Raw genomic sequence first — 26,701 nt, 5'->3', positions numbered from 1 at the left:
CATTAATTCCTTTTTCAAACAGGGTTATTTTCAAATTGATTGGGAAATAATCTTGCGCGCATGGCGGCCGGGGCCAACCACCGCTGATATCATGGCAACACTGAAATCGATTTCAGCGTCGAGACTGTCAAAATCGCTCAAACGTTGGGCCTTAGTGTAAATCCAGCTTGTGTTTTCGACATCGGCAGATCGGATGAGCCTTCCATCCTTGCGTATTTCGATGCGGTAGGCTTCACGCTCCTCGCCCATCGGAATTTCCGCTGCCAGCCAGCTGTCAGCATCGATACGTCCGCGCCGGGTCCAGGAAATGTTGATGGCGCCATTAGAATCGGTCCGCGATCTGACGTGGACAGGTTCAAGCGGTTGCAAAGCGCGCAGCCCTCCGGCCATGGAGACCGTATGGAAGAACTGGTCGGAAAAATCTTCCCCTGACGCGCCGATACGCCAATAAACGTCAAGGCCGGCCTCCTGTGTCTTCAGACCTGCGGGTTTGACACCTTCGTCGAGCAGGACGAACGCCATGCCCTCCGGCCTGGGACGCATTGCCTCGCGTTCTGTTCCGCATTGCCCGCGCAATAGCCCTGTCAGCCGCCAGCGATCGGCCTGCATCTCCTCCGCATTGAGAAATTGGAGCAATTCCCAACCACCCTCTGGCGTCGCCAGCATGGCGGAATTGGCGCCATTGAGCATTTGCGGCAAGGTTACCGAGGTCAGCTCACCGTGGTAGAGATCCACCTCGAGTACCTGATTTTTCGCGAGGCGTCCGCTCAACCCCGCCCCCAGCTCATTAACGAGTTCGCCCATCACAGCGCGACTGCCAAGGGTTGCCCTCGACTCGAAGCCCGACGTTTCGGGTGATGCGAAGACGCTAACCCCGCTCCACGGTTGAGCAAAGGCTGCGACACGGAATTGATCGACAGGTTTTTCCACTCCAGGCCACATCGGCAGATCAATCAGATGAAAGTACGGCCTTCCGCGAATTACCGATGGTGCCGGTAGTGAAACCGGTAGCCCTGCCCGATCGGGATAACGGACATGCTGCGGCAAGGCACTGGCTTCGATACGGCGGGTGGCTCCGTCTTCAATTGAGGAAATAACGAAATCCGGCGCCGAATTGCTCCCAAGAATCCTTACCCGATCCCCTGTCCTCAGGCTCACCTGTTTCCACGGCAATTCAAAAGCAACGGTTCGCCGTGAAGCACGACGCGCTTGCAGCCATTCTTCCGCGAGTGATTTTGCCTGGCCACTATCGATCGTGCCGGGAATTGCAATGTTCTCTGTGCCCCGGCCGTCAAGGTGTTCGGCAAAAGCCATTGCCGCCTGATAGTCCAGCATCGGGTCCCGATACGCAATTTCAACGCGGGCGGGCTGATCCATCATTTCCTGGATGCGCCACGTCACCGGACCATGCTCCTCCGGCTCAACGAATTCTGCCATCAAAGCCGCTTGTCCGGTCAAGCGTGCCGAACTGCGGAATATCAGGCGGTCGCCATTCTCGAAAGCTTCCACGCCAAACAATGCAAGGATTGGTTCAAGAACGGAGCGTACACTGATCGGATCTTCGATGACGTAGCCCCCGACAAATCCGTCAACCTGGCTGGTATCGGCATTCGTTACGCCAAAATCGGCCAGAATTGCACCCAGGAGTTCGTCCAGTGCGACGCCAGAAAGCCTGCCGTTAAGCCAGTGACCCGATGTCCAGTTGGGGCCGTCAGCCCACAAGGTCCGGTTCAACGGAAATTCCGGAAATGGCCGTGTGTCCCAAGCCCAGACATAGAGCCGGTCCGTGTCAAGCATCGAACCGGCATGGCCGGCATCCCAATGGCCAAAATGCGCGCGCAGAAAGCGGTTCTGTGCGAGATCGCAGCGCCCCTGATCGGAGAAGTAAGGAAAAGCGCCTTCCGACGACTTCATATCGGGAAAGACGTTCGGCTGGTTTGGCCCCTTGTCGGCCGCCGGACAACCAATCTCAGTTAGCCAAAAAGGCTTCATTCTGGGTTGCCATGCGGTTGGCACAGTGCTTTCGACGCCGCCCTTGCGATTGTAGTGCCAGTTCTGCCACCAGCCAGTGGTATCCTTGTAGCGGTAGACCCATGGTTTGCCGTATTGGTCACTTATGGGTGTTCGCACTCGAGACGATCGATCGCGGGAGGAAGCATAATACCAGTCGAATCCCTCACCCGATGCAATCTGCCCCCGCAATGCGGGAAGATCGTAGGGAGCCGAAAATCCATCCGGATTGGGAGCGCCATAATCCTCATCGCGCCAATCGCTCAGGGGCATGTAATTGTCGATGCCCACGGCAGTGATTGCCGGATGAGCCCAAAGCGGGTCGAGATGAAAATAGACATCGCCCGACCCGTCCTGCGGGTGGTGGCCGAAATACTCTGTCCAGTCGGCCCCATAGGTCAGCTTGCATTCCGCACCCAGTACGTTGCGCAGATCGCTGGCCAATGTGCAAAGCGCATTGACGAAGGGAAACCCGTCATTTTGTTCCCTGACGATGGTCAGCCCGCACAGTTCCGATCCGAGCAGGAACGTATCGACGCCGCCACCTTGGATGGCCAGCTGCGCCATATGCAGTACCATCCTGCGATAGCCCCAATCGCTTTCCGCGCCGCGAAACGAAACTTGTCCTTTTACGACGCGAAACGAACCGCTGGTCGCGCTGCCGATAAACGCCTCGATTTGCCCAGCTGCAGCTGCCGTACCGTTAACGCTCCCATTTTGGTATGGCGCAGGATGACAAGTGATGCGGCCGCGCCACGGAAAGGTCGCCTGGCGGGAGGCGCCATAGGGATCAGGTAACTCGTTATTTGCCGGAACATCAAGCATAACAAAGGGATAGAGCGTAACGCTCAGGTTCCTGGCCTTGGCGTCACGGATGGCCGCAATCACGCTCTCATCAGAGGGGGTACCGCCATAGACGGCACCGCCGGCGTCACGCGAAATCAGGTGCGCTTCCGATCGCCCTATGCCACCCGCTCGCCATGCATCGCTTTCACCATAGCCTTTGCGATCCATCACGCCGGGCCTGATTGTACATTGCCCCGCCCGCAAGTCCGTACCGAACCAGGGCACCACGATTGCGACATGCTTAAGTGACGGACACAGGGACTGCAGTTCGTCGAGCGATGCCTGCCAGTCAGTCGCGCCGCGGAGGCAGTTGCGGTTTAGTGCGCGTGTGGTCCCTTTAGACGGCTCGTCAGTGACGAGTTTTGGCGACATTCCGAATTCGGTCGCACCCGGTATCAGCGCAACGGCGCGCAGGTCACGTACGACACTTCCGATAGCCCGAACGACCTCAAACTGAAATTGCGGAAGGCGATTCCCGTAGTCATCCAGCGCCAGCCGCTCGAAGACAACATAGGCGGTACCGCGATAGCCCGGCGCGTTGCCGCGTCCTTGCTTGGCTTCGATGAGCGGATCGGGGAACTGGAGATTGTTGCCCTTATGGACGCGGATCGTGGCGCGTGTCTGGTCGAATTCCTTGCCGTCGGCCCAGATCCGGCGGACGTGGCTGATTTCGCCTTCCGCCACGGCAATGGCGAAATTGGCGAAGTATGAATATTCGGTCGATTTCGGCCCACCCTTGGAGCCCCGGCGCTTGGTCTTGGTTTCCTCGAAGCGCGTCGCCCAAATGAGCGTGCCTCCTAGCCGCGCAGCTCCATAAATGCGCGGTAGGGACGCTCCCTCTTCGGCGACAGTGGGTCGCATCGAGGACATGCGTCCGCTTTCGGTACGTTGGCCGAAAAGCGCCTGATCGATCAGATAGCCTCCAATCGATGCAGCCGCAGTACCGATCGCGGCCCCGAGCGCTGACGCGCCAACCGCATTGCCGATGGCCACGGCCGCCACCTGAAGAACAATAGTCGCCATGCGTTTGAAATCTTTCCAGAATTATTAAGTTAACAATCGTGTTGGGGGCTAGCGATCAGGAAAACTGAACACGCCGGCAATCCGTTTGCGCCATTGAGACACCAGCGCCGATTCCATGACGCTATGGCCCTCATAGGCGTGAATAAAATGATCCGTATCCGCCAAAACACCCAGGTGTTTGGCGGCAACGCCATCGCGCCAGCGAAAGACGATCAGATCGCCGGATTCGATCTCGATGAGCTGTTTCTCGTTCATATGCCGCCGCGCCGCCTCAAGCAGCGGATCACTCGCGCCCGCCTCCGCCCAATCGGCAGAATAGGTGCTGACCGACTGCGGTTCCCGTCCATAGAGAGAGCGCCAGATACCGCGCACAAGACCGAGGCAATCGCATCCCACCTGACACTTCGAGCCGCCATGGCGATACGGTGTGCCAATCCAGTGCCTCGCCTCCGCCAGGACTTCATCTGCAACCATCATGGCACCAGCGGCCCGCCGTCGAAATTACCCTTGCCATCAGCATAATTGTAAGCAGCGTCATTGCCGGGGAGATGGGGGAAACCACGAAAATTCGCGCTATTGTCGAATTTGGCCTTGCACTGTTCGAAGCTCTTGTCACAGCCGGGCAACAACTGGAATGTGTCGCCAACCTCGATATGGGGGACTTGTGTATCACGCAGACTGAGGCGCATGCCGCCGCCATAGGGTTCGTGGTTGAGGACAACGTTCCTGCCACCTCTGGCGAGAGTCAAGGCGCCGTTGTCGAACCAGTCACCATTTTGCGGCTTCAACCCAGCTGCAACAATCTCGCGATCCGACAGAGTCGAGATAACCGTTCCCGACTGCGCACCACCAGCATAGCCGCAACGGCGATCACCGAGTTGCGCATCGCAACGGCGTGTGATGCGGCGCCCGCTTATCTTGTCCAGATCGACGGAGCTGCTTTTCAGCTCGGCCACGAAACGCCCGCCGGAGCGGGTGATCGTGCCGACACGTGAGCTGCGAAGCAATGTGCGCTGATCGCTCGAGGCCCAGTTGACGAGCCAGGTTTCGACAGCTGCCTCGTCGAACGCTCCGCTCTCGACGTCGCCGTCGGTGATGCTCAGGGACGAAAGCGCACCCTCGATTTCGGCGCTGTCCACGCCCAGCCCAAGCGAGCTCGTCGCCTCACTGGCACTGAGCCCGGTTTGCGGTTCACAGGAGACACCGCCGACGAGCAATAGCCGGTCATGATCGGTAAAGCCATGAACCACACCATCCTTGCGCCGGATAATCCAGCAGAAACAGTGCGTTGTAACTTCACCCGCAAGATGTGATTCAAGCGCCCCGGGAATTTGCGTCATGCCTTCACCTCGATGATTGGAATGGATGGGATTTCGCCGGCCCTGAACGATTTGATGCTGATCGTCAGCCGGTCGGTATCGAAACGGGCCGGCACATCGAAGCCGAAGCCGGCCGTCACCGCCGCGCCTGCGGGTGGAATTTTTTCAGGTCGGAAAATGATTGTTCCGGTGATCAGTTCGACGACGAAATCCAGGGCTTCTGTCTGCTCGACGCCATTGACGGCGGCCCGCACGGTCCCTCCATGCGCCTTTGTGATCGTCCGCGCATAGTCACCATAGCGTTTGGTCAGTTGAAACACCGCATTATGTCCATCACCCGCGCCAAGCCACTGATCACCCGGTGCGATCGTCGCCCCGGATCGGCATGACAAATGATCGAACGGATCTGCGCGCCGACGCCATAGGCGAGCGCAGTCGGCCAGCCATTGTCGTCGGCAACGATGCGTATACGGTCAGGCCGCAGCAGATGCAGCTCGCTTGTCCCGCCCCCGCCCTGCAGCCGTTCCACATAGGCATTGCCGGAGAGGAGCAGATGGCCGTACAGCGCCTCGAAGAAACTCGCTCCATCCATGCCGCGATGCGGATTGGCGAGAAGGTCGAGCAACGGGTGCTGGCTGTGTTCCTTCCCGCCCTCATACAGCAGCCAGGGCGTTGCACCTGCCGCTTCCGCCAGGAGGCGAACACAACGGTAGGCGATCGGATTGCGCATGAAGCCCTGCCGCGACAGGCCGGCAAAGCCACTCTGCGACCAGCGTGCTTCGCGGTCGAATTGCAAGGCAACAAAGCCCTGTGCCGACTTGTGCTGCAGGTGCGGGGTCTCGTTCGCGGCGCGTCCGCGCCACGGCCAATTGAGTGCCATTCGAGGGGGTTCTTTCTCAGGTTGCAGAGCGGGGTTAATTCGTGTACAAAAACGATTATTCGTTACACTTTTAATCTGGCGTTTCCAGATTTTCTATGTAGCGATAGGCCATGGAGATCACATGGGATGAACCGAAGCGTCTTGCCAATATTGCCAAACACGGCCTCGATTTTGCCGATGTCGGTCTTTTTTATTAGCGCCATGCGATAATCGAGCCTGCAAAGGTGGATCGCCATGGTCGCCGCCGTATGAAGGCGATTGGTTATTTCCTCGACGGAACTGTGGTCGTTATCTTTGCCATGCTCGGCAGTGAAGGGATTTCGATTATCAGCTTTCGCACTGCCCATGAAAAGGAGAGGAGAAAGCTCCCATGACCAGCAAAACAAAAAAGAAGTTTGAAGAAGGACATGGCTTTTCTCAAGAGGATTGGGACGCGGTTGACTCTCCCGAACTCACCGACGAAGAACTTGCCAATATGCGGCCCGCCACAGAAGTCTTGCCTCCCGAGTTTTTCGACGCAATCGACGAGATGCGGCGTGCTCGCGGTCGTCCTCCAGTCGAAAAGCCCAAGAAACTTGTAACCTTGCGTCTGGACCAGGATGTCATCGAAAAGTTCCAGAAAACCGGCAAGCAATGGCGCGCGAAGATGAACGAGGCACTCAAACGGGCTCGAATTTAACCAACAATCATCCCACCACACGAATTCTCGGGTTTCCATCACGCCGGCGCAGGAGATCGCTTAGCGCCCAGACCAGCGCATCGACGCGATCGGGCGAACGGCCGCTGGACAGGCCCGAATGGGAGAAGTCGCACATTTCATCCTCGAGCGCCGGAAAGCGCGCGGCGTGCCGCACCCGTCCCTGCTCGTAGAGCGTGGCGATGGGCTCCGCTCGCAGCGCCTTGCCGCGATTGGCCCGCACCGCACGCACCGGTACGCTGTTGTCCTCCGCCGCAATCACCGCGGCCACCATATCGCCCCCTTGATTGACTTCGGCGACAATCAGATCGGCCTCCAGCCGGTGAAACAGTGCGATTGCGCGCCTCGCCCATTCATGCGGCTTGGCCGGCGCAATGCTTTCATCCGCCAGCACCCAGGCGATATTGCCCTCATCAAGACCCGCAGCGACGATTCCACAGGCATCGGATTTCTTCGTCGCACTGGCCGGAGGGTCAATGGCCACGACAATCCGCTTCAGTTCCGGCACATCCGAACAGTGGATGTCCTCCATCATCAGCCGCGACCATAGGGCATCCGGGCTTTCCTCGATCAGTTCACCATCGAGTTCCTGCCGTCCCAGTCGCGTACCGCCGTAAAGTCCGTTGACATGATTGACGAAGCCTGGCGCAAGATTTTGCGCATTCTCCCGCATCTTCATGCGCCACACGGGAATTGCCGGGTCGGCGAGCATGCATTTGATCAATCCCAGCGGCCGTGGCGTCGTGGTTATCACCTGCCGGGGGTTGAACCCGAGACGCAGGCCGAATTGCAGCATGTCCCAGGTCTCCTGCATATGTTTCCATTTGCACAATTCGTCACACCAGGCCGCGTCAAATTGCGGTCCGCGCAAGCTATCGGGATCTTCAGACGAGAACATCGCCGCCGTCGCGCCGTTCGTCCAAACAAGCCGGCGCCGGGTCATTTCATAACGTGGCCGCTCTGCCCGCGAAACCGACATGATCCCCGATGGGCCATCGATCATGACTTCGCGCACGTCGGCCAAAGTTTCGCCTACCAGTGCGATATTGCATGATTTCACATCCGAAAACGGCCGGTAGGCCTGCGCTACACCATTGGTCCATTCTGCACCCATGCGGGTCTTGCCGGAGCCTCTGCCCCCAAGGATCAGCCATGTCTGCCAGTCAGCTAGGGGTGGCTGCTGTGCCGTTCTCCCCCGGATTATCCACTCCCGTTCGACTGCATCCGACTCCCGGCTGTTTAAATTCTTTGCGGACCAACTCTCGCGCGCGGATTTCGGCAAGTTCATCGATCCTTTCATCAATGCGTTTCAGGACGGCGCGCAGCTCATCGGGATTCAGGCCGCCAACGGCGTGCGCCCGCTCCGCCGCAAAACGTTCCTGCAGATCACTTACCCGTTCAATGGTCCGGGCGAGCTGCGCCAAGGCATCGAGCCGCGTCTTGCTCGAAACGTCTTTCTCGAATGCCGAAAGCGTGTCCAGTTCCTTGCGGAGCAATTCCATGATCCGCTGGGCAATGCGCAATTGCCGGGTTCCCTGCTGCATTTCGCTGAATGACAAGCCGTCACGCCTTAGCGCGCGAAGGAACTGCGGCTCGGTGACACCCAATACGGGCGCCACTTCGCCTGCAGATATGCCATATTCGCGGCACAGCGCAAATGCGCTGCGCCGGCGCATGGCGCTGACAAAAAGGTTTGGCATGAATTGTCCTTTGGAAGAGCCGCAGCAGACTCCAGTCTGTCAACCCAAAAGGGCCGCAAAGCGCTGAAGTCACATTTCCGACGATGACCAGAACCTACAGGATGACCGTTACGCGGTCAAGGATTATTTTCCTAATTATATACTTGTTAAAGCGGTTCGCAAATTTAATGATTCGATGGCGTGACAGGCCGGAAAGAAATTGCGTCAAGAGGGTTGGATTTTTAATTTGTGCGCGTAAGGTGATTCTTGGATGGAGACGGTGGGAATCGAACCCACAGGACCTAGGTCGGAAGTCTGGACCCTGCAACCATATCGTCCCCATACAACCGGTTCCCGATGGATGGAACCGGAGGGCACCCGCAAAATTTGCCGGGTACGCCAGATAGTGAGCTTTGTGAGCGGGTGTGTGGTGACCTTGAGAAGAAGCCACACCCCCTCCATCGCACTATCGCTCACCATGGAATGTGATTCGTTTGCTTCGGGCAAGAAGTTATACACAGATAATTGTGTATTCAGGGGATAGATTGTGTCTGACTCCGACGACAAGAAATTCAAAGGGACTTTACAGAAGCTGCTGAAAACGCCGCCTCAACCGAGAACCCCTCCCAAGCCGAAACCTGGGAAGGGCGAAAAGGATTTAGAATCTGATGTCTCTAAACAGCCACGGTAAGATTGAGTTCGGTATTACAATCAGGACAAAACAGCATTCTATAGCGGCCCACCTCGGTGCGCTTGCTCTGAAGAATCGATTTGACGCCCTTCTGGTAACAACTTGCGCATATCTGATGTGGTTCTTCCGATCCCTGCATGTCTGCCTTCAGGACGTAGGCGAAACGTCCAGCAGCAACAGCCTTAAGTTCGTAGCGTTCTTTCTCACACGCCCATGTTTCCATGCTCACAACTTTTTGTTCAAGCTCGGATATGCGGGAAACAGCCGTAGAATAAAGCGATTGGGCTTCAAATATCCTTCTTTGTAATTCGAGAACCGCCGTATTCTTTTCAGTCTCGCTTTTCAAAGCAAACATACCACCAACGATATCCATCATGGATTTAAAAGCCGCTAGTCCCATTGTGATTTCTGAAGCCATTGATTCAACCTCCCGTTGATTCGGCTATTTAGCGTCTTGGGTCACCCATACTTCGGAGTTGGCACTGGCCTTCACGAGGTCAATTCCGTGTTGGCAATCTGCCTTGTTTACATAGCCTTCGCCGCTATCAGCGATGATTTTCGTATTGGACGCCTGATAGCGCCAGCGAAATTCTCCTACGGCATCTTTGTAGATCAAAAACGATGGATAAGGACGAGTGGCCATGGATTTCCCCCGGTTAAAGTGTTGGTCTTTTGGATATACGTGTGAAGATGGGCGTTGTTCATTGGAAATATTAGCGCCCACGCTAGAACATGCAGAGCGTAGGCTAAAGGCTCTAGCAAATGCAACGTCCGAGGGTGAAATCATCCATGTCGCTTCCTCCAACGAAGAAACGCGGCAGCTTTCTGCTTAGGCGTAACTGCCTTCACCAATCCGCCGATAGGTAAGGCGCTTACCTTCGATCATTGCAAGCAACTGATTCGTGCGTTCGGCGTCTGTAACCTTCATCACGGTACGGCGGTTATAGCGGAAATCGAACTCGGCAAGGTAGCGGTGAAGATGGGCTTCGCCGCAATGGTGATAGACGCCGATCATGCCACGCTTGAACACAGAGAACACGCCTTCAATCGTATTGGAGTGAACCACTACGTCGCCTTCGTGTCGTGCATACTCTTTAGCCGAATGCTTCACAGTGCCATGTGCTGCGAACTCTGTTCCGGTCACGGTGTAGAGGCGGGATTCGTCGGTATAGAGTGTGGTGTCGCGGGATACGTTACGAACCAGCACGTCGCGGACGGTGGCGGCTGTCGCGTCGTTCAGATGAAACATTCGGGCTTTGCCGCCACGCTCTACCAGACCAATAACAATGTGCACCGTCTGATTTGCCGCCCTTTGTAGGATTTGCAATGCGACCGCGAGCGAGTTTGCGCGGCGTTTCGCGCTTTCCAATATAGGTTTCATCGGCTTCAACGGTTTTGCCTTCGGGTGAGGCATATGACTTGGTTCGACAACCAGAGCGCAGCGGACGTTTTGGTCCGTGAGCACTGGAAGCGCAGAAAATCGCATCTGATGTCCATCAGGGTGAAGGTATCAAAGTTCTCTATGCCTTCTTCCAGCCCAGTGCCAGCAACCCTGCGCCGATCATCAATGATCCGCCGGTTCGATTGACGATGCGCTGGACCGTCGGTTTGCGGATGGTCTGACGTGCCATGGATGCCATCAGGGCGTAGCTCCCGGCGTTCAGTGTTGCGAGCACAAGGAATGTCGTCTCGAAAATTACCATCTGCATGAATACTGGACGTGTCGTGTCCAGGAACTGCGGAAGAAAGGCGACAAAAAAGATGATGCTCTTGGGGTTCAGTGCCGTTACCACATAGGCATGCAGGAAAATGCGCGTCGCTTTTTCATTCTTCGCCGGCATCTCGCCCGTTTCGCGATTGGCGACCGGTGCGCGCCACAATTTGATGCCGAGATAGATCAGGTAGGCGGCGCCGATCCACTTCAGTGCCGTGAAGATTGTTGCGGAAGCGGCAAGCAACGCGCCGAGACCAAGCATGGAAGCGGTCATCGCGGTAAAATCGCCGAGCGCCACACCCGCCACCGTTGCAGCTGCGAAGCGGCGGCCATGGCCCAGCGCATAGGAGATGACCAAGAGGATGGTCGGCCCCGGAATTGCGAGAAGAATTGCCGATGCTGCAACGAATGCCAGCCAATGCTCAATGGACATGTTTTAGCTCCCACGCGAAAAATCACACCAATCCATCGGTTTTGTTCAATTGCAAGTGGAAACTTTTACGCAACAGTACTGTATCAAATCTCGGTGTCGAGTGTGCCAACCCTTGTCCCGCCAAGCAAAAAGGCGGTATTCTTTTTTACGGAAGAAACGACCATATAAGAGCCTCAACAGCCACCTCAAGAAGCTGTTAAGTGATATCGGCTACACCATAGTCCTTCAGGGAAGTTATGGCTGAGTATAGGGCAGGCAAGAATTTAGATGGAAGAGCCCAGGCCAGGCAAGGAACGAAAGCGATTCAAGGTCTCGCCGCTGCTCGGACTTGATGCCTGGATCGATTCGACCCTTTACGAGTTGCGATTTCGCCTCGCTGAATTCTGGGAAGATACTACCATTTTCTTCCGCCGGTTCCATGTCACCGGCTGGCGGCGAGCGATTTTCGAAGTTCTCGGCGAGGCATTTACCTGGGGCACTGTCGGTTCCGTCGTCATGCTGACACTGGCCATCCCCGCCTTCCACGAGACAGAAAAGAACTGGCGGACACGCGACGATTTCGCAGTGACCTTCCTTGATCGCTATGGCAACGAAATTGGTCAGCGCGGCATCCTGCATCGCAGCGCCGTGCCGATCGATGAGCTGCCGGATCATGTCATCAAGGCGGTCCTCGCCACCGAGGACAGACGATTCTTTGACCATTTCGGCATCGATTTCCTCGGACTTTCGCGCGCGATGACGGAAAACCTGCGGGCCAACTCAGTGGTTCAGGGCGGCTCGACGATCACCCAGCAGCTTGCGAAGAACCTGTTCCTCACCAACGAGCGCAGCCTTGATCGCAAGATCAAGGAGGCTTTTCTCGCCGTCTGGCTCGAGTCCAATTTGAGCAAGAAAGAAATCCTGCAGACCTATCTCGACCGGGCCTATATGGGCGGCGGCACGTTCGGCATTGCGGCCGCCTCGCAGTTTTATTTCGGCAAGAGCGTAAAAGACGTCAGTCTCGCTGAAGCGGCCATGCTCGCTGGCCTGTTCAAGGCGCCGGCCAAATATGCTCCGCACGTCAATCTGCCCGCTGCCCGCGCCCGGGCCAATGTTGTGCTCAGCAACTTGGTGCAGGGCGGATTGATGACAGAGGGGCAGGTTGTCGGCGCCCGCCGCAATCCGGCGACCGTGGTCGATCGCGGCCGATCGGAAAGCCCGGACTACTTCCTCGACTGGACCTTCGACGAAGTGCGAAAGGTCGCGCAGAAGCTGCCGACCCATACGCTTGTCGTTCGCACTACGCTCGACATGGGCATTCAGAAGGCCGCCGAGGAGTCGGCCGAGTTTCACCTGCGCCAGTTCGGCAAGGAGTATAACGTGACCCAGGCGGCCATCGTCGTTCTGGAGAACAATGGCGCCGTACGGGCGATCGTCGGCGGACGCGACTATGGCGAAAGCCAGTTTAACCGCGCCACGGCAGCACTGCGCCAGGCCGGCTCGTCGTTCAAGCCCTATGTCTACGCGGCTGCCATGGAAAAGGGCATGACCCCCAAAACGCTGGTCTCGGGCGGTGCGGTTTCATGGGGCAGCTGGTCGCCGCAGAACTATTCGCGCCAGTATCTTGGGAAGATCGACCTCACGACGGCCCTCGTCAAATCCATCAATACCGTTCCGGTGCGCCTCGCGAAGGACTACCTGACGACAGCGCCAATCGTTGCGCTGACGAAAGCCATGGGTGTTGAATCGCCGATCAGTTCGCATAAGACCATGGTGCTTGGCACGTCAGGCATGACGGTCATGGATCAGGCAACCGGATACAATGTCTTCGCTACGGGCGGCATGGCCGGCCTGCGGCATCCCTTCACGCAAATTTTGAGCCAGAACGGTGACGTGCTGTGGGACTGGAAGAGAGATGGGGCCAAGCCGCACCGGGTTCTCTCCGAAACCGCAACGAATAATATGAACATAATGCTGGCGCAGGTGCCGGAGTGGGGGACGGGGCGGCGCGCCGCGTTGCCGATGACCCGCGCGGCAGGCAAGACCGGTACCACGCAAAGCTATCGCGACGCATGGTTTGTCGGCTTTACCGGCAATTACACAGCCGCCGTCTGGTTTGGCAACGACAACTTCACACCAACCAAGGAATTGACGGGGGGCATTCTTCCGGCGATGACTTGGCAGCGGTTCATGAACTACGCTCATCAAAATATCGAACTCAAAGCCATCCCCGGTATCGATCCAACCTTGCCCAAACAGGAGAAAGTCGCAGCGGCGAAGGCTGAGGAAAACGAAGAGGAAAGCGACGTGTTGAAGGCAGAGGAGCGGCCGCGTGTCCTCTCGGGCGCCACGGCCGCAACCATCCGTGAAATCGGACAAGCGTTGAAAGCTGCTCCACAGTTGAAACTGCCAATCCTGCCCGCAAAAGTCTCCGCGCTTTGATTGCGTGCGTGATCTCTCCCGTGTAGTCATCGTTCATGCTTCGAAATGTCTTCCTTGCCCTCATTGCGCTTGTCATTGCCGTCGGTGGCGGCACGATGAGCGCATGGTATGCGGTGAACCGTTTCGATGGTTTCGGGGCGCTCACCATCGGCCGGTGGACTGCGCATCCCGAAGCTGGCACCCCCCTTTCCGATCCCTACGCCAAGGCGCGCGCGGCACGCGAGGGGGCATTTCCGCTTGGCAGTACCGAGGGCCTCGCCTTCTACGCCTATAGCGATGGTCAAGGTAAAACGCTGGACCGGCGCTGCTCCTACAAGGTCGAGGGCAACAGCCCCAATTCGCGCTTCTGGACCCTGTACGCGGCCGATCGTACGCTGGTTGCGCTGGATCCCGGCCAAAACCGTCTTCCGGCGATTCATTCCCGCCAGATCTTCCGCAAGCAGGACGGGCAATTTATTGTCAATGTCTCTGCCAAAGCGCAACCGGGCAACTGGCTGGCCATCACGGGGCGCGGCCGCATGGTCCTCGTCATGACGCTCTACGACACCCCTGTTGGCGGCAATTCCGGTCTCGTCGATATGAAGTTCCCGTCTGTCACGAGGACTGGCTGCGATGGTTAAGGTCCTCCGCACCCTGTTCATTGGTCTTGTTGGCGCTGGTTTGATCCACATCGCCGTGGTCCTGCTCGTGCCCTATTACTCCGACCGCAATACCTGGTCGCGCATCTCAGCCTATGGTGATGACTGGCAGTTCCACACCGTGACGCGCGAGGGCATCGCCGGCATGGTTCCCCTCGCCTTTGATCCGCTGTTTCAGGCCGTCGCGTGCCGCTTTGACATAACCGATCTTCCCGCTCACATCACAGGCGTCGGCACCACGCCTTACTGGTCAATTTCCGTATATAACCGCCAGGGAGCAAACATCTATTCGATCAATGACCGGACAGCGATTGCCGATCAGCTGGATCTCGTGGTTGCCACGCCCCTGCAGATGATCGAGCTCAACAAGACCAAGCCAGCAGCCGCGGAAAACTCAGTGCTGATCGAAGCCGATATGGATGAAGGGTTCGTGGTTGTGCGCAGCTTCGTGCCGGATGAATCCTGGCGATCCCAGGTCGACGCGTTCCTGAAAAGCGCGAACTGCACCCCGCTGCTTTAGAGCCAGAACGGCCCGATGTCAGCACAACAGAGGCTCAAGGCCCTTCAGTGTTCTTGAGGGCACGAACTCCTGCACATCGTAATAGGCAAGTTTCTTCTGATGAAACGGATCTTCGGCAAGTATTTCCTGCAACGCCTCTTCGCTGCTGGCCTTGGCGAGAATAATCCCGCCTGTCCGCGGCACCTTGGCGCCTGATGCGAGAAATGTGCCGGCGGCGTAATGCTTTTCAAGGAACGCGACATGCAATGGAATGGCCGCATCCACCTCATCCAGCGGAACCACATAGGTCAAGGAAACGATAAACATCCGCTCTACTCCAGATGATCATTATTCGTTGCTTCAGATAGGCATTTTGCCCCGCATGGAAAAGTCCCCTTCCTTCGGCGTTGCAAAACGTGATTGCGGGTTTAACGTGGCGCTCCGGCCATGTTTTCTTCGCCTGTCCGGACCATGATCATTACGAAACCGGGAGACCCCATGAAAAAGCTTGCTATCGCCGGAACTGTCGCGCTGCTCTCCATCACCACCTCACTTTCCGCCTTTGCCTTCGATCAGCAAAATGCCGAAAGGATCAAAACGCTGGTTGATACCGGCATGCAATATTACTGGTCCGGCGGCGACGTCAAAAAGGCGGAAGCTGAAATTTTCAAGGGCATTACCCTCCATGGCCGCTACGACGTGGTCGAACAATCCTTCGCCGAAGCTTCGAAACTGGCACCTGAGCGGCTTGATTTCCGCTTTGCTGTCGCTTCGTCGCAAATCCTCCAGAAGAATGTCGATGGCGCACGCGCAACCTATGAAGACATTCTCGCCAAGGATCAGACTTCGTTCGAGGCGCAGGCATGGCTCGAGGCTCTGGCCCGGGTCGGCAATGATGAGACCGGGGCTGCGCTGGCTCATCAGGGCCTCTCCGGGCTCGACCGCGAGCGGGCGGAAGCCTACCGCCAGCGCTTTGTTCGCGCCGAGCAAATCATGGCCGAAAAGCCGAATACAGAAGTGCCGGCCGTACCCGGCAAGGTGATGATCGTCGCCCTCGGCTATGCGCTGGCCAAGGACGGTACTGCCGAAAAGCCGTTGCTCGACCGGCTCGACGTGGCGCTCAAAGCCGCTCAGGCGAATCCAACGGCGCGAGTCATGGTGACCGGCGGCCAGCCGCAGGCCGGTGTCACCGAGGGTGATGTGATGATGAAATGGCTGGTCGAGCACGGCGTTGACCGCGACCGCATTCTCATCGAGGACAAATCAAAGGATACGGTCGGCAATGTACTCAATGTCGCGAACCTGCTCAAGCGCCATACCGCAGACAGCGTCATTCTTGTCACCAGTTCCAGCCACATGCGCAGGGCACGGACGGTGCTTGAGGACGCGCTCAAACAATACGGCATCTCCGCAAACGTGTTGCCGGTCGTGGCGCTCGATGCGCCTTCGGTCGAAGAAGCAGCCAAAGTATCGCCTGATGAACGCCTGGTGATCTACCGCGACCTGATGCGTGTGTCCGGCGCCTGGGCATATCCCGGGCTACAGCAGTAGAACACGTGACCCTGCCCCGGCCTATCCCGGCTGGGGCATCGTATCGAAAAACCTGCGCGGTGGTTTTGGCTTGCTGCGCTTTGGCGCTTCCGGCGTGTAGCGCTCGTAGCGCACGCCCGGGAAAATCATGATCTCGGCTGTCGTGCGCCGTGTGGTATCAGGGTCATAGCGGCGTTTCGTTGCGCTGCCTGGAAATGTGATGACAAACCCCATATCGCCCATCCGTTTTGGTTCGTTGAATCTCCTCGATACTCAGATGCATACGCGCGCACGATTTGCGCCATAATTTCATTTAGGCATGCCGATGGTTAACGGGTTGCTAACGCTTCGCGGCTAGTTTTAGCCATTGTTTAACTGCGTCATGCGTCGAGTGGAGTGTGTTCGTGAAGTATCCTGAGTTTCGGGCGCTTGAAGACCGCAATGGCGGCAGCAAGGCTGACGATCTCCTGACCGCATCGATTACCGCCTTCTGCTGCGTCGCCAGACCGGCAAAGAGCGACGCGCAGCAGCTCGAGGATCTCGCAGTTCCTCTCCTTGTCCTCGCCTCGCCGCGTGTGCGCCGCCATGCCGCTGCGGCCTTGTCCGAGCTGCCTCATGCACCGAAACGCCTCATCCTGGCGCTTGCTGAGGATGAAGTCGACATCTCTGCGCCACTGCTATTGCGCTCTCCGCTGCTGCAGCCGTCTGACCTTATCGATATCGTCACTCACAAGGGCATCAGCCACGCACGCGCCATTGCACGGCGGCGGATCGCCGATCCAGAACTCCTGCGCGTCCTGCACGGCTTCAACGATCCGGCCATAGAACGCGCGCTTGAAATCCAGTCGCAATTTGACCTTGGCGATGGCGTCCTCTTGGCCGCAGCTCCCGCAGCACCAGACTCGCCGCGCCTGCGCGAAACGCGCGAGGCGTTGAAGGCCCTTATGCGCGAGAGCGACGCCGGTTTCTCCAGTGACCAGCATCTTGCCAATCACCTGATTGATGCGGCGCTTCTCGATCAGACCACAATATTTCAACAGGAATTCGCCAAGGCGCTAGGCCTCGATCAGGATAGCGCCGGGCGCATCATCGGCCGAGGGCTCAATGCCGAATTGACCATCGCGCTTGCATCGCTAGGTCTGTCCGCCGAGGCCGCGCATCTAATACTCACCGGGCTCTTCGGGCTCGTCCACAAGGACCTGCATTCCTTGCGGCTCTTCGTTCAATCCTATCGCCAGATCGACAAGGACAAGGCGCAGATGACGGTAGAGCGCTGGAAAACAGAAGAGAATTCGCAAAAATTGCGGCAGAAACTGCGCGAGATGGCGCAGGATTACGAAAGCGGGACACGCAGGGTTTCTTGACATACCAGGTCTGCGTCTGCTGATCGGTACCATTAAGGGTTTGCTGCAACTCACTGCCCTTGATGATGGAAGTTCTGCGATAGCAAGGTTGTCATATTCCTGAAACAGTCTGATGAGATGAACCCGCAGATTTTGCTGTCGGGTCGCGTCGGCGTTTTATTTCGATACAGATTTTTTTCGGCACGATTTTTCAGGGCCGCCTGGCCAATTTTCATAAGGAATTTTCATGGTTCAGCGCCCTTGCCGTCCCATATCCGTTTTTTATCCAAAATCTCCCCGCCGTCTGGCCATGCTTTTGTGTACGACGGCGCTGTTCTTGCCGGTTGCCACGGCACAGGCGCAGAGCGTATCGCCGGACGATTCACTGAAGATTTTGACGTATAATGTCGACTATATAAGCAGCGTATCTCCTGAGCAGGTCTTTCCCTTCTTCAAGTATGGCAATTTCGACATTATTGCCTTCCAGGAAACACATCCGGGCGGGCCCAGAGAGACATACGGATGGGAGCTGGCCGATTATCTGACGACAAAAGGTATCGGCATCTACCAGATTGAAGACCCCGACAAGCAAAACGTGCCGGGAAATCAAAGCATGATCAGCCGCCTCGATGGTGAATTTCTCAAGCGACCCGTCAACTACTGGCCAGGCAATGATTATTTTCTGGCGGATGCAACACAAAGCCGCCCGGAAACCGCCATTACATCCGTACATACCAATTACAACGATGGTTCGTATGAGAGTAGTCGCGATCGATATTCTCGTCTGTCTCGCGTAGAAGAAGCCAAAATCTTCAACGATTGGGCGGCATCGCGTGATTTACCGACCATTCTTGCCGGTGATTTCAACGCCGGCGATGTGTCGGAACGCGGGCTTCAGCCGGGTGAGACCTATCCCGCCGCAGGCAATATGCCAGTGACGCTCAACATATTGAAACACCAGTATCAATTGCTGCAAACGGAGAGCGAACGGGAGCTTTTTGAAGCGCATGATCTCGGCGATGGCCGCTACACCTGGCCTTCTGTACCCGACGATCGATCGAAGGATGAATGGCCGGCATGGCAGCGCGACAAGATCGACCATTTCCTCGTCTCCCGGCCCTTCGGCAAATGGTATGTCATCCAGGATGATCCGAATGACAAATATACCGGGATCATGGACGCTGTGGCGACCTATACGGATGCTGCGGGGGAAACAAAACCTATTTCTGACCATGCACTGGTCGCCCATACATTCCGCTGGGTAGGACCGGTCCTGCAAAAATACGATGCGGATACAACCAATCCCGAGCAATACAAGGTGCGGATGGTGTGGAACAGCAATGCTTCCACATTTGCTGGAAATGGAGGTGTTTTTCACCTTTCCCGCAACAATATGCGAAATGATCTCTATCTCGGCCAGATAGCCGATATGTCCCTATCGGCCGATACCCAATACACAGTGCAGAAAAGTGACAATCCACTGGACAATGATGCCCTGTTCAATCGACTGGTCTCGCGCGTGCAAGCTTCCGGGCCGGCGCTGGCCAAGGCCAATCTTGACAAGCTCCAGTCCGAAAAGGCGGACGCAATTCGAGCAATAGATGGCAGGCTGGGGGAAATAACAGATGACGAGACCGCAAGGCTCGAGGCGATTGCTTTCGAGGCTGCCGTCAAGGCGGCGGACGCTATATTGGCGCTGATACCGGCAGATGCTCTCTCTTCCGACGAGCTTGCTGCCGCCAGAGACAAATTGATAGCACTGAGGTCCGACCTGCTGACGCCCGGCAAACAGAAAGAAGCCTTCGACGGCCTTAAAGGTTTGAAGGACTCCATAGCACTGGCCGGGCTCAGTATTGTCGGAACACCACGACCCAGCGATCCAATACTTAGGGCCGAATGGGAGAAAACCCCTGGGGTGGTGCTTTATCGCAGCGTTAAGGCTGTGAAAAATGTGCCCATGGAAGACGCGGCCGCCTCAACAATAGTCCTGGATGCCAAAGCGCAAGCTGACCTCGACAAGGCGGCATTGACTGTCGATACGACGCAACGGCTGATACCCATCCTGCATGCGTCGGGAATGACCCTTCATCTGTCCGATATCCAGCTGGACAACGCACTCGGCCAGCCGATCCTCGCCAATCTCACCGACGAAGAAAAGAAAACCCTGCTCGATTGCGGCAGCAGCGACCCGCGCTTTGCCCAGGCGATCAAGGACTATTGCATCGACGATCACAGTTTCATCGGCGAGACGCTCGTGAGCGACAAAGGCACGGTGGTCGTGACCGAAGATGCGGCGCTCGGCGGTCCGCATGCCAAGCTGCGTCTCGATGACGGGACCTTGCGCGTTGCCGGGACCGGCATGGGCGAACTTGGCCGCGAACTTGTGATCGAGACAGGTGGCGGCGGTCTCGATATCGAGGACCCGGACAATACATTGTCGTTGAAAACCGGACTTTCCGGCACGGGACGTCTGAGCAAGCTTGGCCTTGGCCAGCTCTCCATCGATGGTGATTTTGCAAGCTTTGCCGGCAGTACCTCGGCCGACGCGGGCACTTTGCGCGTCGATGGCCGGCTCGGCGGGACGGTCGATGTCCAGGCGCTCTTGCAGGGCACCGGCTCAATTGGCGCGCTTGTCGCCAATAACGGCGGTATCGTTGCGCCCGGCAATTCCATCGGTAAGCTGACGGTTACCGGCGATGCGACGTTCACACCGGGCAGCCGTCTTGACATCGAAGTGGACGGCGGCAAGAGCGACGTCCTTGATGTCGGCGGCAAACTCAACCTTCTTGGCGGCACCGTCGTTGTGACGCCGGAAGAATCCGTCTCGCTACTTTCGCCCCATCAGGTTCTGGCCTCGCTTGGACAAAGCTATCGCTTCATCACTGCTTCCGCCGGTATCAGCGGACGGTTTGACAGCGTCGAGCCCAGCTATCTCTTCATCGGCGCATCGCTTGGCTACGAGGCCAACGCCGTAAGCCTGACACTTGATCGCAACAGCCTCGCCTTCAATACGTTCGGGCGAACACCCAATGGGAAAGCAACACTGGACGGGCTGGAGTCGCAAATTTCGGGGCCGATTCATGACCGGATCGCCGTCGCACAGATCGGCGATGACATCGACGCCATCGCCGCGCCGCTTGTCGACGACGTTCCGGCGACGCTGAATGGCGTGCTTGCCCAGGACGCCGGTTTTGTCAGCGGGGCCACAACCGGCCGGCTGCGCGCGGCCTTTGGCCGCGTCGCGGCGAAACCGCAGCCGGTCATTGGAGCGCAGGCTTTCGGACCCGACACATCCCGGGAAATTGCCGAAATACGTGCCAGAAATGGCGCACCCTTCACCGCGATCGCACCTGCGGCTTCAACCACCGCCTGGTGGGGAGAGGCCTATGGCAGTTGGAGCCATGCGGAAGCAAACGGCAATGCCTCCGGCTACGGCCGCAACATCGGAGGTATTGTTACGGGTCTTGACGGTGTCGTGGCCGATACATGGCGCATGGGCGTGCTTGCCGGTTATGGCGATACGACGCTCAACGGTCATGGCACAACCGCCTCGGTCGATAGTTACCAGATTGGACTTTATGGCGGAACCGAATGGGGAAAGCTCGGCCTGAGCCTCGGTACGGCGCTTGGCCAAAACGAAATCGACACCGGCCGCAGCGCTGTCTTCGAGGGCTTCGCCCGGCACCACAGCGCTACCTACGCGGCCCAAACCGCGCAGGTGTTCGGCGAGATCGGCTATGAACTCAATACCGCCCATGCCGATTTTGAACCCTTTGCCGGCGCGAGTTATGTGCACCTCAGGACCGGCCGCTTCCAGGAAGACGGGGAGATCAGCAATCTCACCGGCCTGACCGGCACGACCGATCTGATAACCACGACGCTCGGCTTGCGCGCCTCGCATGCCGTTGTCCTGTCAGAGGCAACCACGCTCACGGCGCGCGGCATGCTCGGCTGGAGCCACGCCTTGGGTGACCTGACACCGCAGCAGCGCCTTGCTTTTTCCGGCGGCCAAGCCTTTACAATTGAAGGTTTGCCTATTGCGGAAGACACAGCCATCGTCGAGGCGGGGTTTGACGTCGGCATTGGTCCCGCCACCACCCTCGGCCTAAGCTACACCGGTCAGTTCTCATCCCGGGCCAGCGACAATGCGGTGAAGGCGGATCTGACGGTGCGGTTCTAATTGCGGTAAGATCAAACCAACAGAACGGGTTTGCCCGGGCTGCCGGTCATATTTGCGTCACCGGAAACAGTTCCGATCGATCGCCGCGATAGTCCTCGATCTCGACAATCCACAGGTCGCGATCCCAGCGCTTCTGCTTTTCGAGATCATGGTTGATTTCCATTTCGGCGCTACCGGCTTTCAGCGGCGTGAACAGGCGCTCGTCCGGCTTGGTCTCGTCATAGACCATTTGCGGCGCGGGACCGAACAGATCGTAGCTACCGTCCGCATTGCGGAACTTGATGAAAATGGCTCCGGCTTCAGCAGCGCCCCTGTGGCTGAGCGCCGCGAACGCGCCGCTGCCATTAATGCGGCGCACCAGCGCAGAAACCCAGAATTCAGATGTCAGACGCATTGGAGCAAATCCTTGGTGGCAGAAATTCGGGTCGTGGTGAGCCGAAAATGGTGGTTTTCGAGCACCGGAGCGCAGTACATTTCGGTACGTGAGCACCAGAGCGCAGAAAAACGCCATTTGCAGGCCATCATGGCGCGAATTTAGTTCACCAACCCGATTTCCTGCATTTTCGCCAACAACTTTGCGTCGGGCTCGCCGGTGACCGGCAGGCGGAACAACTTCTGGAACTCGCTTACTGCATTCTTGGTGGACGTGCCTACCTTGCCGTCGATCTCGACCATGTCATTGCCAAAGGCCCTCAGCCCGGCCTGGATCCGCACGATTTCGGCCGGTGACAGACCACCCTGGGGCGCATTGGCTGCAGCGTTTTGCGCAGAGTTTGTCGAAATCTTCTGTACGGCAGCCTTCTCCTGGGTCTGTTCGGGTTTTTTCGCCGGTACAGCGATGCTGGCCGTCGTTTCGTCCGCGCTATCCACGGCGGGTTCTGCCTCGATGCCCATGTCGGCAGTCGCCTTGCGGTAGGCGTCGATTGCGGCGCGTGTGCCCTTGCCTGAAATGCCGTCGACGGTGCCTGAATAGAAGCCGAGCGCCAGCAGTTTCTGCTGGAGCTTGGCAACTTCCGGATCACCACCGGGCGCGAGGACGGGATCACCATTGATGGCGGCGGCGATGGGATCCGGGCTCTGCGGGATCGGAACCGATTTCACCTTGCGGATGGGGGCGTCCGCCTCCGGCTGGTTATTCGAAGAGTTTCCAAGCACACCGTTCTCAGGCTTGATGGGCTTGAATACGAGGTCCGGACGGGTGCGGAAGAACACACCATCATGCACGTGCGGCTGATACCAGAGGGCGTTGGCGGATATGAACCCCATCGTCACGAGAAACGCTGTTGTGCCGCCGGCGATCGCGGGATTGCTGGCGATCAACGCGCCTGTTGCCATGATGGCCACGGCGATCCGTCCCCTTTTGGGAGCACGGCGCTTAGGCCGATTTACGGGCTTCCCCATGGGAACCTCCCTTCATTTCGCTGGTCGCGTTGAATTCGACAATATTCGCGGGTTCTTCCTGAACGCACTCCGATGCCGGGCCATTCAGCGGGATGCGCACATCCACCACCGTGCCCTGCCCCGGAACGCTCTTTATCCTGAGATCGCCGTCATGCAGCCCAACGAGCCCCTTGACCGTGGCCAAGCCCAAACCCGTACCTTCGTGGCTTCGCGTGTAATCGTTTTGCACCTGGCGGAACGGTTGGCCGAGCGTCAGGAGATCGGCTTCGGCAATGCCAATACCCGTATCACTGACGGAGAAGGCCAGCATGTCATCTTCGATCAATGCGTCGATCGTTACAACGCCTCCGGCTTCGGTGAACTTGACGGCATTCGAGACGAGATTGATCAACACCTGATGGATCGCCCGGCTATCGGCAACGACATTGCCGATACGCGGGCTGACACGGTCGCACAGCGTCACACCTTTCTGCGCGGCCTGATGCGCCATCATGTCATGCACCATTGTCACGGCCTCCTTGAAGGCAAAGCTCTCCGCGACGATCGGATAGGTCCCTGCCTCGATTTTCGAGACGTCGAGGATTGCGTTGACCACAGAAAGGAGGTGGTTTCCCGAACGATGCACGAGTTCGACATATTCGCGCTGGCGCCCGTCCGGAAGCTTGCCGCAGATTTCCTGCAACAGGATATCGGAGAAGCCGATGATCGAATTGAGCGGTGTGCGCAATTCGTGGCTGACTGAAGCCAGGAACCTGCCCTTGGTGATTTCCGCCGTTTCCACTTCGCGCCGTGCAATTGCCAGTGCGTTGCGATCGGCCACCGCTTGCGAAATATCAGTCGCGACGACAACAAACCCCTCGCCCTGGCTGTGCGGCACTGCGCTCAGGCGATAACTGACGAAGCGCACGCTGTGGGCGTGTTTCAATGTTTCGCCCGGCGCAACACACCGCAGTTTCACTTCGACCACGGCACTCGGTGCGCCATTCTTCATGTCGGCCAGAAAGCCGAGAAATTGCACCCGGTCGGACACGTGTACGCGGTCGAGCAGGGGCGTGCCGATGAGAAGATTGCGAGCAATACCGAACTGATCCTGCGCCTTGGATGACAGCGAGCCGATCAATCCATTGGTTCCGAGGCTGAACACAACGCCCTCAACGGCGCTTTCGAGATCGGCCACGCGGTCATCGCGGCGCGCTGCCATGGCGCGGGCGGCAAGCGCGCTTGCGGTCCTTGTCACCAATGTCGCCAGATAACAGAACGAGGCCAGTAGTGTCAGCGGCGACAGCGCCACACTGCCATCCGCACGCAGTGACACGATGAGCAGCCCTGCCAGCACGACAGCGGCTATACGACCCGAAATGCGAAGCGACCTTTCAGACCGGTAGACAAACCAGGCTTCGAGAGGAATGGCGGCGGCCATGATCCACAGCAACAGATTGGCCGGCGCCGCAGCAGCGCCGATCGACGCTATGGAGAGACCGTAAGCGCCAAGCGCGCTCATGCCGACCGCTGTGCTGTCTTTAGAGAGCGAAAGTGCACCGCAGAAAATCATCGGAAGGGCAAGGACGCCTACGACGAGGCTGATGATGCCCGCCAGTTCACCCAGCATGAAGTGGCTCGTAACCATTGCAACGGCGAGCATGACCGGCATGGCAAGGATGGAGCCGGCCATGCGCGCATCGCGGTCGCGCTGGGCGGCGCCCGCTACGGATGGGTTTACCCAGCGCCTGCACAAACGCCCGAAGGACTCGGCAATTCTGGATCGTGTGACGGAATAGATCGGCACCAGTTTTTCCTGCTTTCCGCAAAATTCGGCAACTGCCAGATCGTTCGCGGTCATTTCCAGAATGTTATTTTGCAACATTCCTGTCGCCGTTAACTTTTGCAGACGAGGCTTTAAGGAAAGGATAAAACCGGGCTTGTCCAAGCCGCTCATATCGCGTTTCGAACGATTGTGACGGGCATGGTAAATGAAGGGTTTCCCCTTCGGCAGCGCTGTCCCGTGCGAATCGCCAAACACCGCTTTTCCCCTCGAAAATTCTTAATCCTTCGTTTCTATGATCGCTCAAATGCAGAAATGCGTTTCAACGGGTTTTTGCCGGATCTGTGTCAATGTCTCCTCATGAACCGCCTCTGCGTTGGCGGCAGTTGGAGCGGCAAGGGAACGGGTAATGTTTTTTCTGATCAAGTTTGCGATCAAGTTCTGCTTCTGGATGATGCTGATCTCCCTGTTCATCCCCGTGGATTCGAAGCAAGATCCGCAGGGCGCCACCCAGCCTGGCCCCATCGAAGCCTTCTTCGCCGCGCGCGAGACAATCAGCGACCTCAGCGATTTCTGCACACGCAAGCCGCAGGCTTGCGAAACCGGCAAGGCCGCGCTTTCAAGCGCCGGCGTCCGCGCCGGCGAAGTTGCCAAGGTCGGCTATGACTATCTCGACACGCAACTCGGCAGGAGCCCCGGCAAGGCCGACGCAGCGGTGGCAGCGGCCCATGGCGGCATTCCTGCACAGAGCAATCAGATTGACGCCATCAAGGCAAAGCTGCGCGAAGTGGCTCTGCGCGAAATCCTGGAAGCTGCCGTCCGCCAGCGCGAACAGACGAATGTGGACGACAAGACCCAGACCGGCACCGTCGTGAAGAAGTAATCCCGTTCTTCGATTAAAACGGTGACGTTTGCCACTCTAATCACTATATATGCCATGAACAGGACATTTTGCATGGCACAGACAATTGACGACATTGTTGCTGATTTCGATTTTCTCGATGATTGGGAAGATCGCTATCGCTATGTCATTGACCTTGGACGCGACCTCAAGCCCTATCCGGAATCTGCACGCGATGCCGCCCACAAGGTCAGGGGTTGCGTCAGCCAGGTATGGTTGAAAAGCACGCTCAACGGCGATGCTGATCCGGTCATCGAATTCGTCGGCGATTCCGATGCGCATATCGTGCGCGGTCTCGTCGCCATCATGATGGTACTCTATTCTGGCAAAAGGGCTTCCCAGATCCTGGCGATCAACCCCGAAGCCATCCTCAAGACGCTCGGTCTCGACGAACACCTCACTCCGCAGCGGTCCAATGGTCTGCGCGCCATGATCGGCCGCATCCGCAACGAGGCACAGGCTGCGCTTGCCACTGCCGAAGTCACTCAGCACTAGAGCAAGTCGCGCCATCGGGAGAGCAGAACCGGCTCCAAGTAGACAAAACTTGCTTGTCTTATGACTGTCCGCGCTTCTTGTGAGAGAAAGAAGCGCCGGAGAGGGCTGCCACCCTCGTCCGGCGATGGGGGATGGATCGTGGATGTGCAGGCCGTCTGAAGGGCCGAGCTAGAGTGTGATCGCCCCCATCTTTTCCAATCGTCCTGAACGGATACCCAGGGTCTCGCCCTGGATGACAA

At 57.6% G+C, this 26,701-nt stretch carries 24 protein-coding genes and 2 pseudogenes; 10 read left to right on the top strand and 16 right to left on the bottom strand.

Going from position 1 to position 26,701, the window contains the following annotated elements; genetic code table 11:
* Positions 1-30: 30 nt before the first annotated feature.
* Genes CU103_RS27505 through CU103_RS27485 form a run of 5 tightly spaced genes read right to left on the bottom strand, consistent with a single transcriptional unit; the run spans position 31 to position 6,078 of the window.
* On the bottom strand, positions 31-3,879 hold the full coding sequence (locus tag CU103_RS27505) for a baseplate multidomain protein megatron (RefSeq protein ID WP_106667224.1): 3,849 nt from the start codon (positions 3,877-3,879) through the stop codon (positions 31-33).
* A 48-nt stretch (positions 3,880-3,927) separates the two neighbouring features.
* Complete coding sequence (locus tag CU103_RS27500) at positions 3,928-4,356, bottom strand: NlpC/P60 family protein (protein WP_106667223.1); 429 nt, start codon at positions 4,354-4,356, stop codon at positions 3,928-3,930.
* A complete protein-coding gene (locus CU103_RS27495; RefSeq protein ID WP_106667222.1) occupies positions 4,353-5,219 on the bottom strand; it encodes a DUF2163 domain-containing protein in 867 nt (288 codons plus the stop codon). Before CU103_RS27495 ends, CU103_RS27500 begins: the two co-directional genes overlap by 4 nt.
* Positions 5,216-5,590, bottom strand: coding sequence for a DUF2460 domain-containing protein (locus CU103_RS27490; protein WP_245449037.1), 375 nt, complete (start codon positions 5,588-5,590; stop codon positions 5,216-5,218). Before CU103_RS27490 ends, CU103_RS27495 begins: the two co-directional genes overlap by 4 nt.
* A complete protein-coding gene (locus tag CU103_RS27485; RefSeq protein ID WP_245449036.1) occupies positions 5,506-6,078 on the bottom strand; it encodes a phage portal protein in 573 nt (190 codons plus the stop codon). The genes CU103_RS27490 and CU103_RS27485 overlap by 85 nt, the downstream gene beginning before the upstream one ends.
* A 110-nt stretch (positions 6,079-6,188) precedes the next feature.
* On the opposite strand from CU103_RS27485, the pseudogene CU103_RS27480 reads away from it, so the two are divergent.
* Both CU103_RS27480 and CU103_RS27475 read left to right on the top strand, forming a co-directional pair.
* A pseudogene (locus CU103_RS27480) lies at positions 6,189-6,452 on the top strand (BrnT family toxin).
* Positions 6,449-6,757 carry a BrnA antitoxin family protein gene (locus tag CU103_RS27475; protein ID WP_106667221.1) on the top strand — a complete coding sequence of 103 codons (309 nt, stop codon included), beginning with the start codon at positions 6,449-6,451 and terminating at the stop codon, positions 6,755-6,757. Before CU103_RS27480 ends, CU103_RS27475 begins: the two are co-directional and overlap by 4 nt.
* A gap of 7 nt (positions 6,758-6,764) precedes the next feature.
* On the opposite strand, the gene CU103_RS27470 is transcribed toward CU103_RS27475, so the two are convergent.
* The 6 genes and pseudogenes from CU103_RS27470 to CU103_RS27450 all read right to left on the bottom strand — a co-directional run bounded on the left by CU103_RS27470 (position 6,765) and on the right by CU103_RS27450 (position 11,292).
* On the bottom strand, positions 6,765-8,057 hold the full coding sequence (locus CU103_RS27470; RefSeq protein ID WP_245449045.1) for a DNA-packaging protein: 1,293 nt from the start codon (positions 8,055-8,057) through the stop codon (positions 6,765-6,767).
* Positions 7,939-8,475, bottom strand: coding sequence for a hypothetical protein (locus CU103_RS32335; protein WP_245449035.1), 537 nt, complete (start codon positions 8,473-8,475; stop codon positions 7,939-7,941). Before CU103_RS32335 ends, CU103_RS27470 begins: the two co-directional genes overlap by 119 nt.
* Positions 8,476-9,128: 653 nt before the next feature.
* Positions 9,129-9,563 carry a hypothetical protein gene (locus tag CU103_RS27465; protein WP_106667219.1) on the bottom strand — a complete coding sequence of 145 codons (435 nt, stop codon included), beginning with the start codon at positions 9,561-9,563 and terminating at the stop codon, positions 9,129-9,131.
* A gap of 24 nt (positions 9,564-9,587) precedes the next feature.
* Positions 9,588-9,788, bottom strand: a complete 201-nt coding sequence (locus CU103_RS27460) for a YegP family protein (protein ID WP_106667218.1) — start codon at positions 9,786-9,788, stop codon at positions 9,588-9,590.
* Positions 9,789-9,974: 186 nt separating this feature from the next.
* Positions 9,975-10,551: pseudogene (locus CU103_RS27455) on the bottom strand (IS1595 family transposase); the annotation flags it as partial.
* A 114-nt stretch (positions 10,552-10,665) separates the two neighbouring features.
* Positions 10,666-11,292, bottom strand: coding sequence for a LysE family translocator (locus CU103_RS27450; protein ID WP_106667217.1), 627 nt, complete (start codon positions 11,290-11,292; stop codon positions 10,666-10,668).
* A 267-nt stretch (positions 11,293-11,559) separates the two neighbouring features.
* Here CU103_RS27450 and CU103_RS27445 point away from each other — a divergent pair, with 267 nt between their 5' ends.
* The 3 genes from CU103_RS27445 to CU103_RS27435 are packed head-to-tail and all read left to right on the top strand — an operon-like array spanning position 11,560 to position 14,871.
* The gene (locus CU103_RS27445) at positions 11,560-13,713 is read left to right on the top strand and encodes a transglycosylase domain-containing protein (protein ID WP_106667216.1); all 2,154 of its coding nucleotides are present in this window, start codon (positions 11,560-11,562) and stop codon (positions 13,711-13,713) included.
* Between the two features lie 35 nt (positions 13,714-13,748).
* The gene (locus tag CU103_RS27440; RefSeq protein WP_106667215.1) at positions 13,749-14,333 is read left to right on the top strand and encodes a DUF1214 domain-containing protein; all 585 of its coding nucleotides are present in this window, start codon (positions 13,749-13,751) and stop codon (positions 14,331-14,333) included.
* A complete protein-coding gene (locus CU103_RS27435) occupies positions 14,326-14,871 on the top strand; it encodes a DUF1254 domain-containing protein (protein WP_106667214.1) in 546 nt (181 codons plus the stop codon). The genes CU103_RS27440 and CU103_RS27435 overlap by 8 nt, the downstream gene beginning before the upstream one ends.
* An 18-nt stretch (positions 14,872-14,889) precedes the next feature.
* On the opposite strand, the gene CU103_RS27430 is transcribed toward CU103_RS27435, so the two are convergent.
* Complete coding sequence (locus tag CU103_RS27430) at positions 14,890-15,177, bottom strand: YciI family protein (protein WP_106667213.1); 288 nt, start codon at positions 15,175-15,177, stop codon at positions 14,890-14,892.
* 171 nt (positions 15,178-15,348) lie between these two features.
* Between CU103_RS27430 and CU103_RS27425 the strand changes: the two genes are divergently transcribed.
* Positions 15,349-16,401 carry a YdcF family protein gene (locus CU103_RS27425; RefSeq protein ID WP_106667212.1) on the top strand — a complete coding sequence of 351 codons (1,053 nt, stop codon included), beginning with the start codon at positions 15,349-15,351 and terminating at the stop codon, positions 16,399-16,401.
* 21 nt (positions 16,402-16,422) lie between these two features.
* Here the strand turns inward: CU103_RS27425 and CU103_RS27420 are convergent, their stop codons facing one another.
* Positions 16,423-16,614, bottom strand: coding sequence for a hypothetical protein (locus tag CU103_RS27420; RefSeq protein ID WP_146147877.1), 192 nt, complete (start codon positions 16,612-16,614; stop codon positions 16,423-16,425).
* Positions 16,615-16,784: 170 nt separating this feature from the next.
* Between CU103_RS27420 and CU103_RS27415 the strand changes: the two genes are divergently transcribed.
* Both CU103_RS27415 and CU103_RS27410 read left to right on the top strand, forming a co-directional pair.
* The gene (locus tag CU103_RS27415) at positions 16,785-17,744 is read left to right on the top strand and encodes a DUF2336 domain-containing protein (protein WP_106667210.1); all 960 of its coding nucleotides are present in this window, start codon (positions 16,785-16,787) and stop codon (positions 17,742-17,744) included.
* Positions 17,745-17,970: 226 nt separating this feature from the next.
* The gene (locus CU103_RS27410; protein WP_106667209.1) at positions 17,971-21,903 is read left to right on the top strand and encodes an autotransporter domain-containing protein; all 3,933 of its coding nucleotides are present in this window, start codon (positions 17,971-17,973) and stop codon (positions 21,901-21,903) included.
* 46 nt (positions 21,904-21,949) lie between these two features.
* Here the strand turns inward: CU103_RS27410 and CU103_RS27405 are convergent, their stop codons facing one another.
* The 3 genes from CU103_RS27405 to CU103_RS27390 form a co-directional block, all read right to left on the bottom strand.
* Positions 21,950-22,297, bottom strand: a complete 348-nt coding sequence (locus CU103_RS27405) for a DUF1491 family protein (protein ID WP_106667208.1) — start codon at positions 22,295-22,297, stop codon at positions 21,950-21,952.
* A gap of 140 nt (positions 22,298-22,437) precedes the next feature.
* Positions 22,438-23,304, bottom strand: coding sequence for a peptidoglycan-binding domain-containing protein (locus CU103_RS31220; protein WP_146147876.1), 867 nt, complete (start codon positions 23,302-23,304; stop codon positions 22,438-22,440).
* Entirely contained in the window at positions 23,279-25,168 is a 1,890-nt protein-coding gene (locus CU103_RS27390) for a sensor histidine kinase (protein ID WP_162707198.1), read from the bottom strand. Before CU103_RS27390 ends, CU103_RS31220 begins: the two co-directional genes overlap by 26 nt.
* Before the next feature lie 307 nt (positions 25,169-25,475).
* Here CU103_RS27390 and CU103_RS27385 point away from each other — a divergent pair, with 307 nt between their 5' ends.
* Together CU103_RS27385 and CU103_RS27380 are read left to right on the top strand one after the other, a co-directional pair.
* Entirely contained in the window at positions 25,476-25,949 is a 474-nt protein-coding gene (locus tag CU103_RS27385; protein WP_106667206.1) for a DUF5330 domain-containing protein, read from the top strand.
* Between the two features lie 72 nt (positions 25,950-26,021).
* Complete coding sequence (locus CU103_RS27380; RefSeq protein WP_106667205.1) at positions 26,022-26,462, top strand: SufE family protein; 441 nt, start codon at positions 26,022-26,024, stop codon at positions 26,460-26,462.
* Positions 26,463-26,701 lie beyond the last annotated feature (239 nt).

It is taken from the genome of Phyllobacterium sophorae (assembly GCF_003010965.1).
GTDB lineage: Bacteria > Pseudomonadota > Alphaproteobacteria > Rhizobiales > Rhizobiaceae > Phyllobacterium > Phyllobacterium sophorae.
This window is presented reverse-complemented; position numbering and strand designations above follow the sequence as displayed.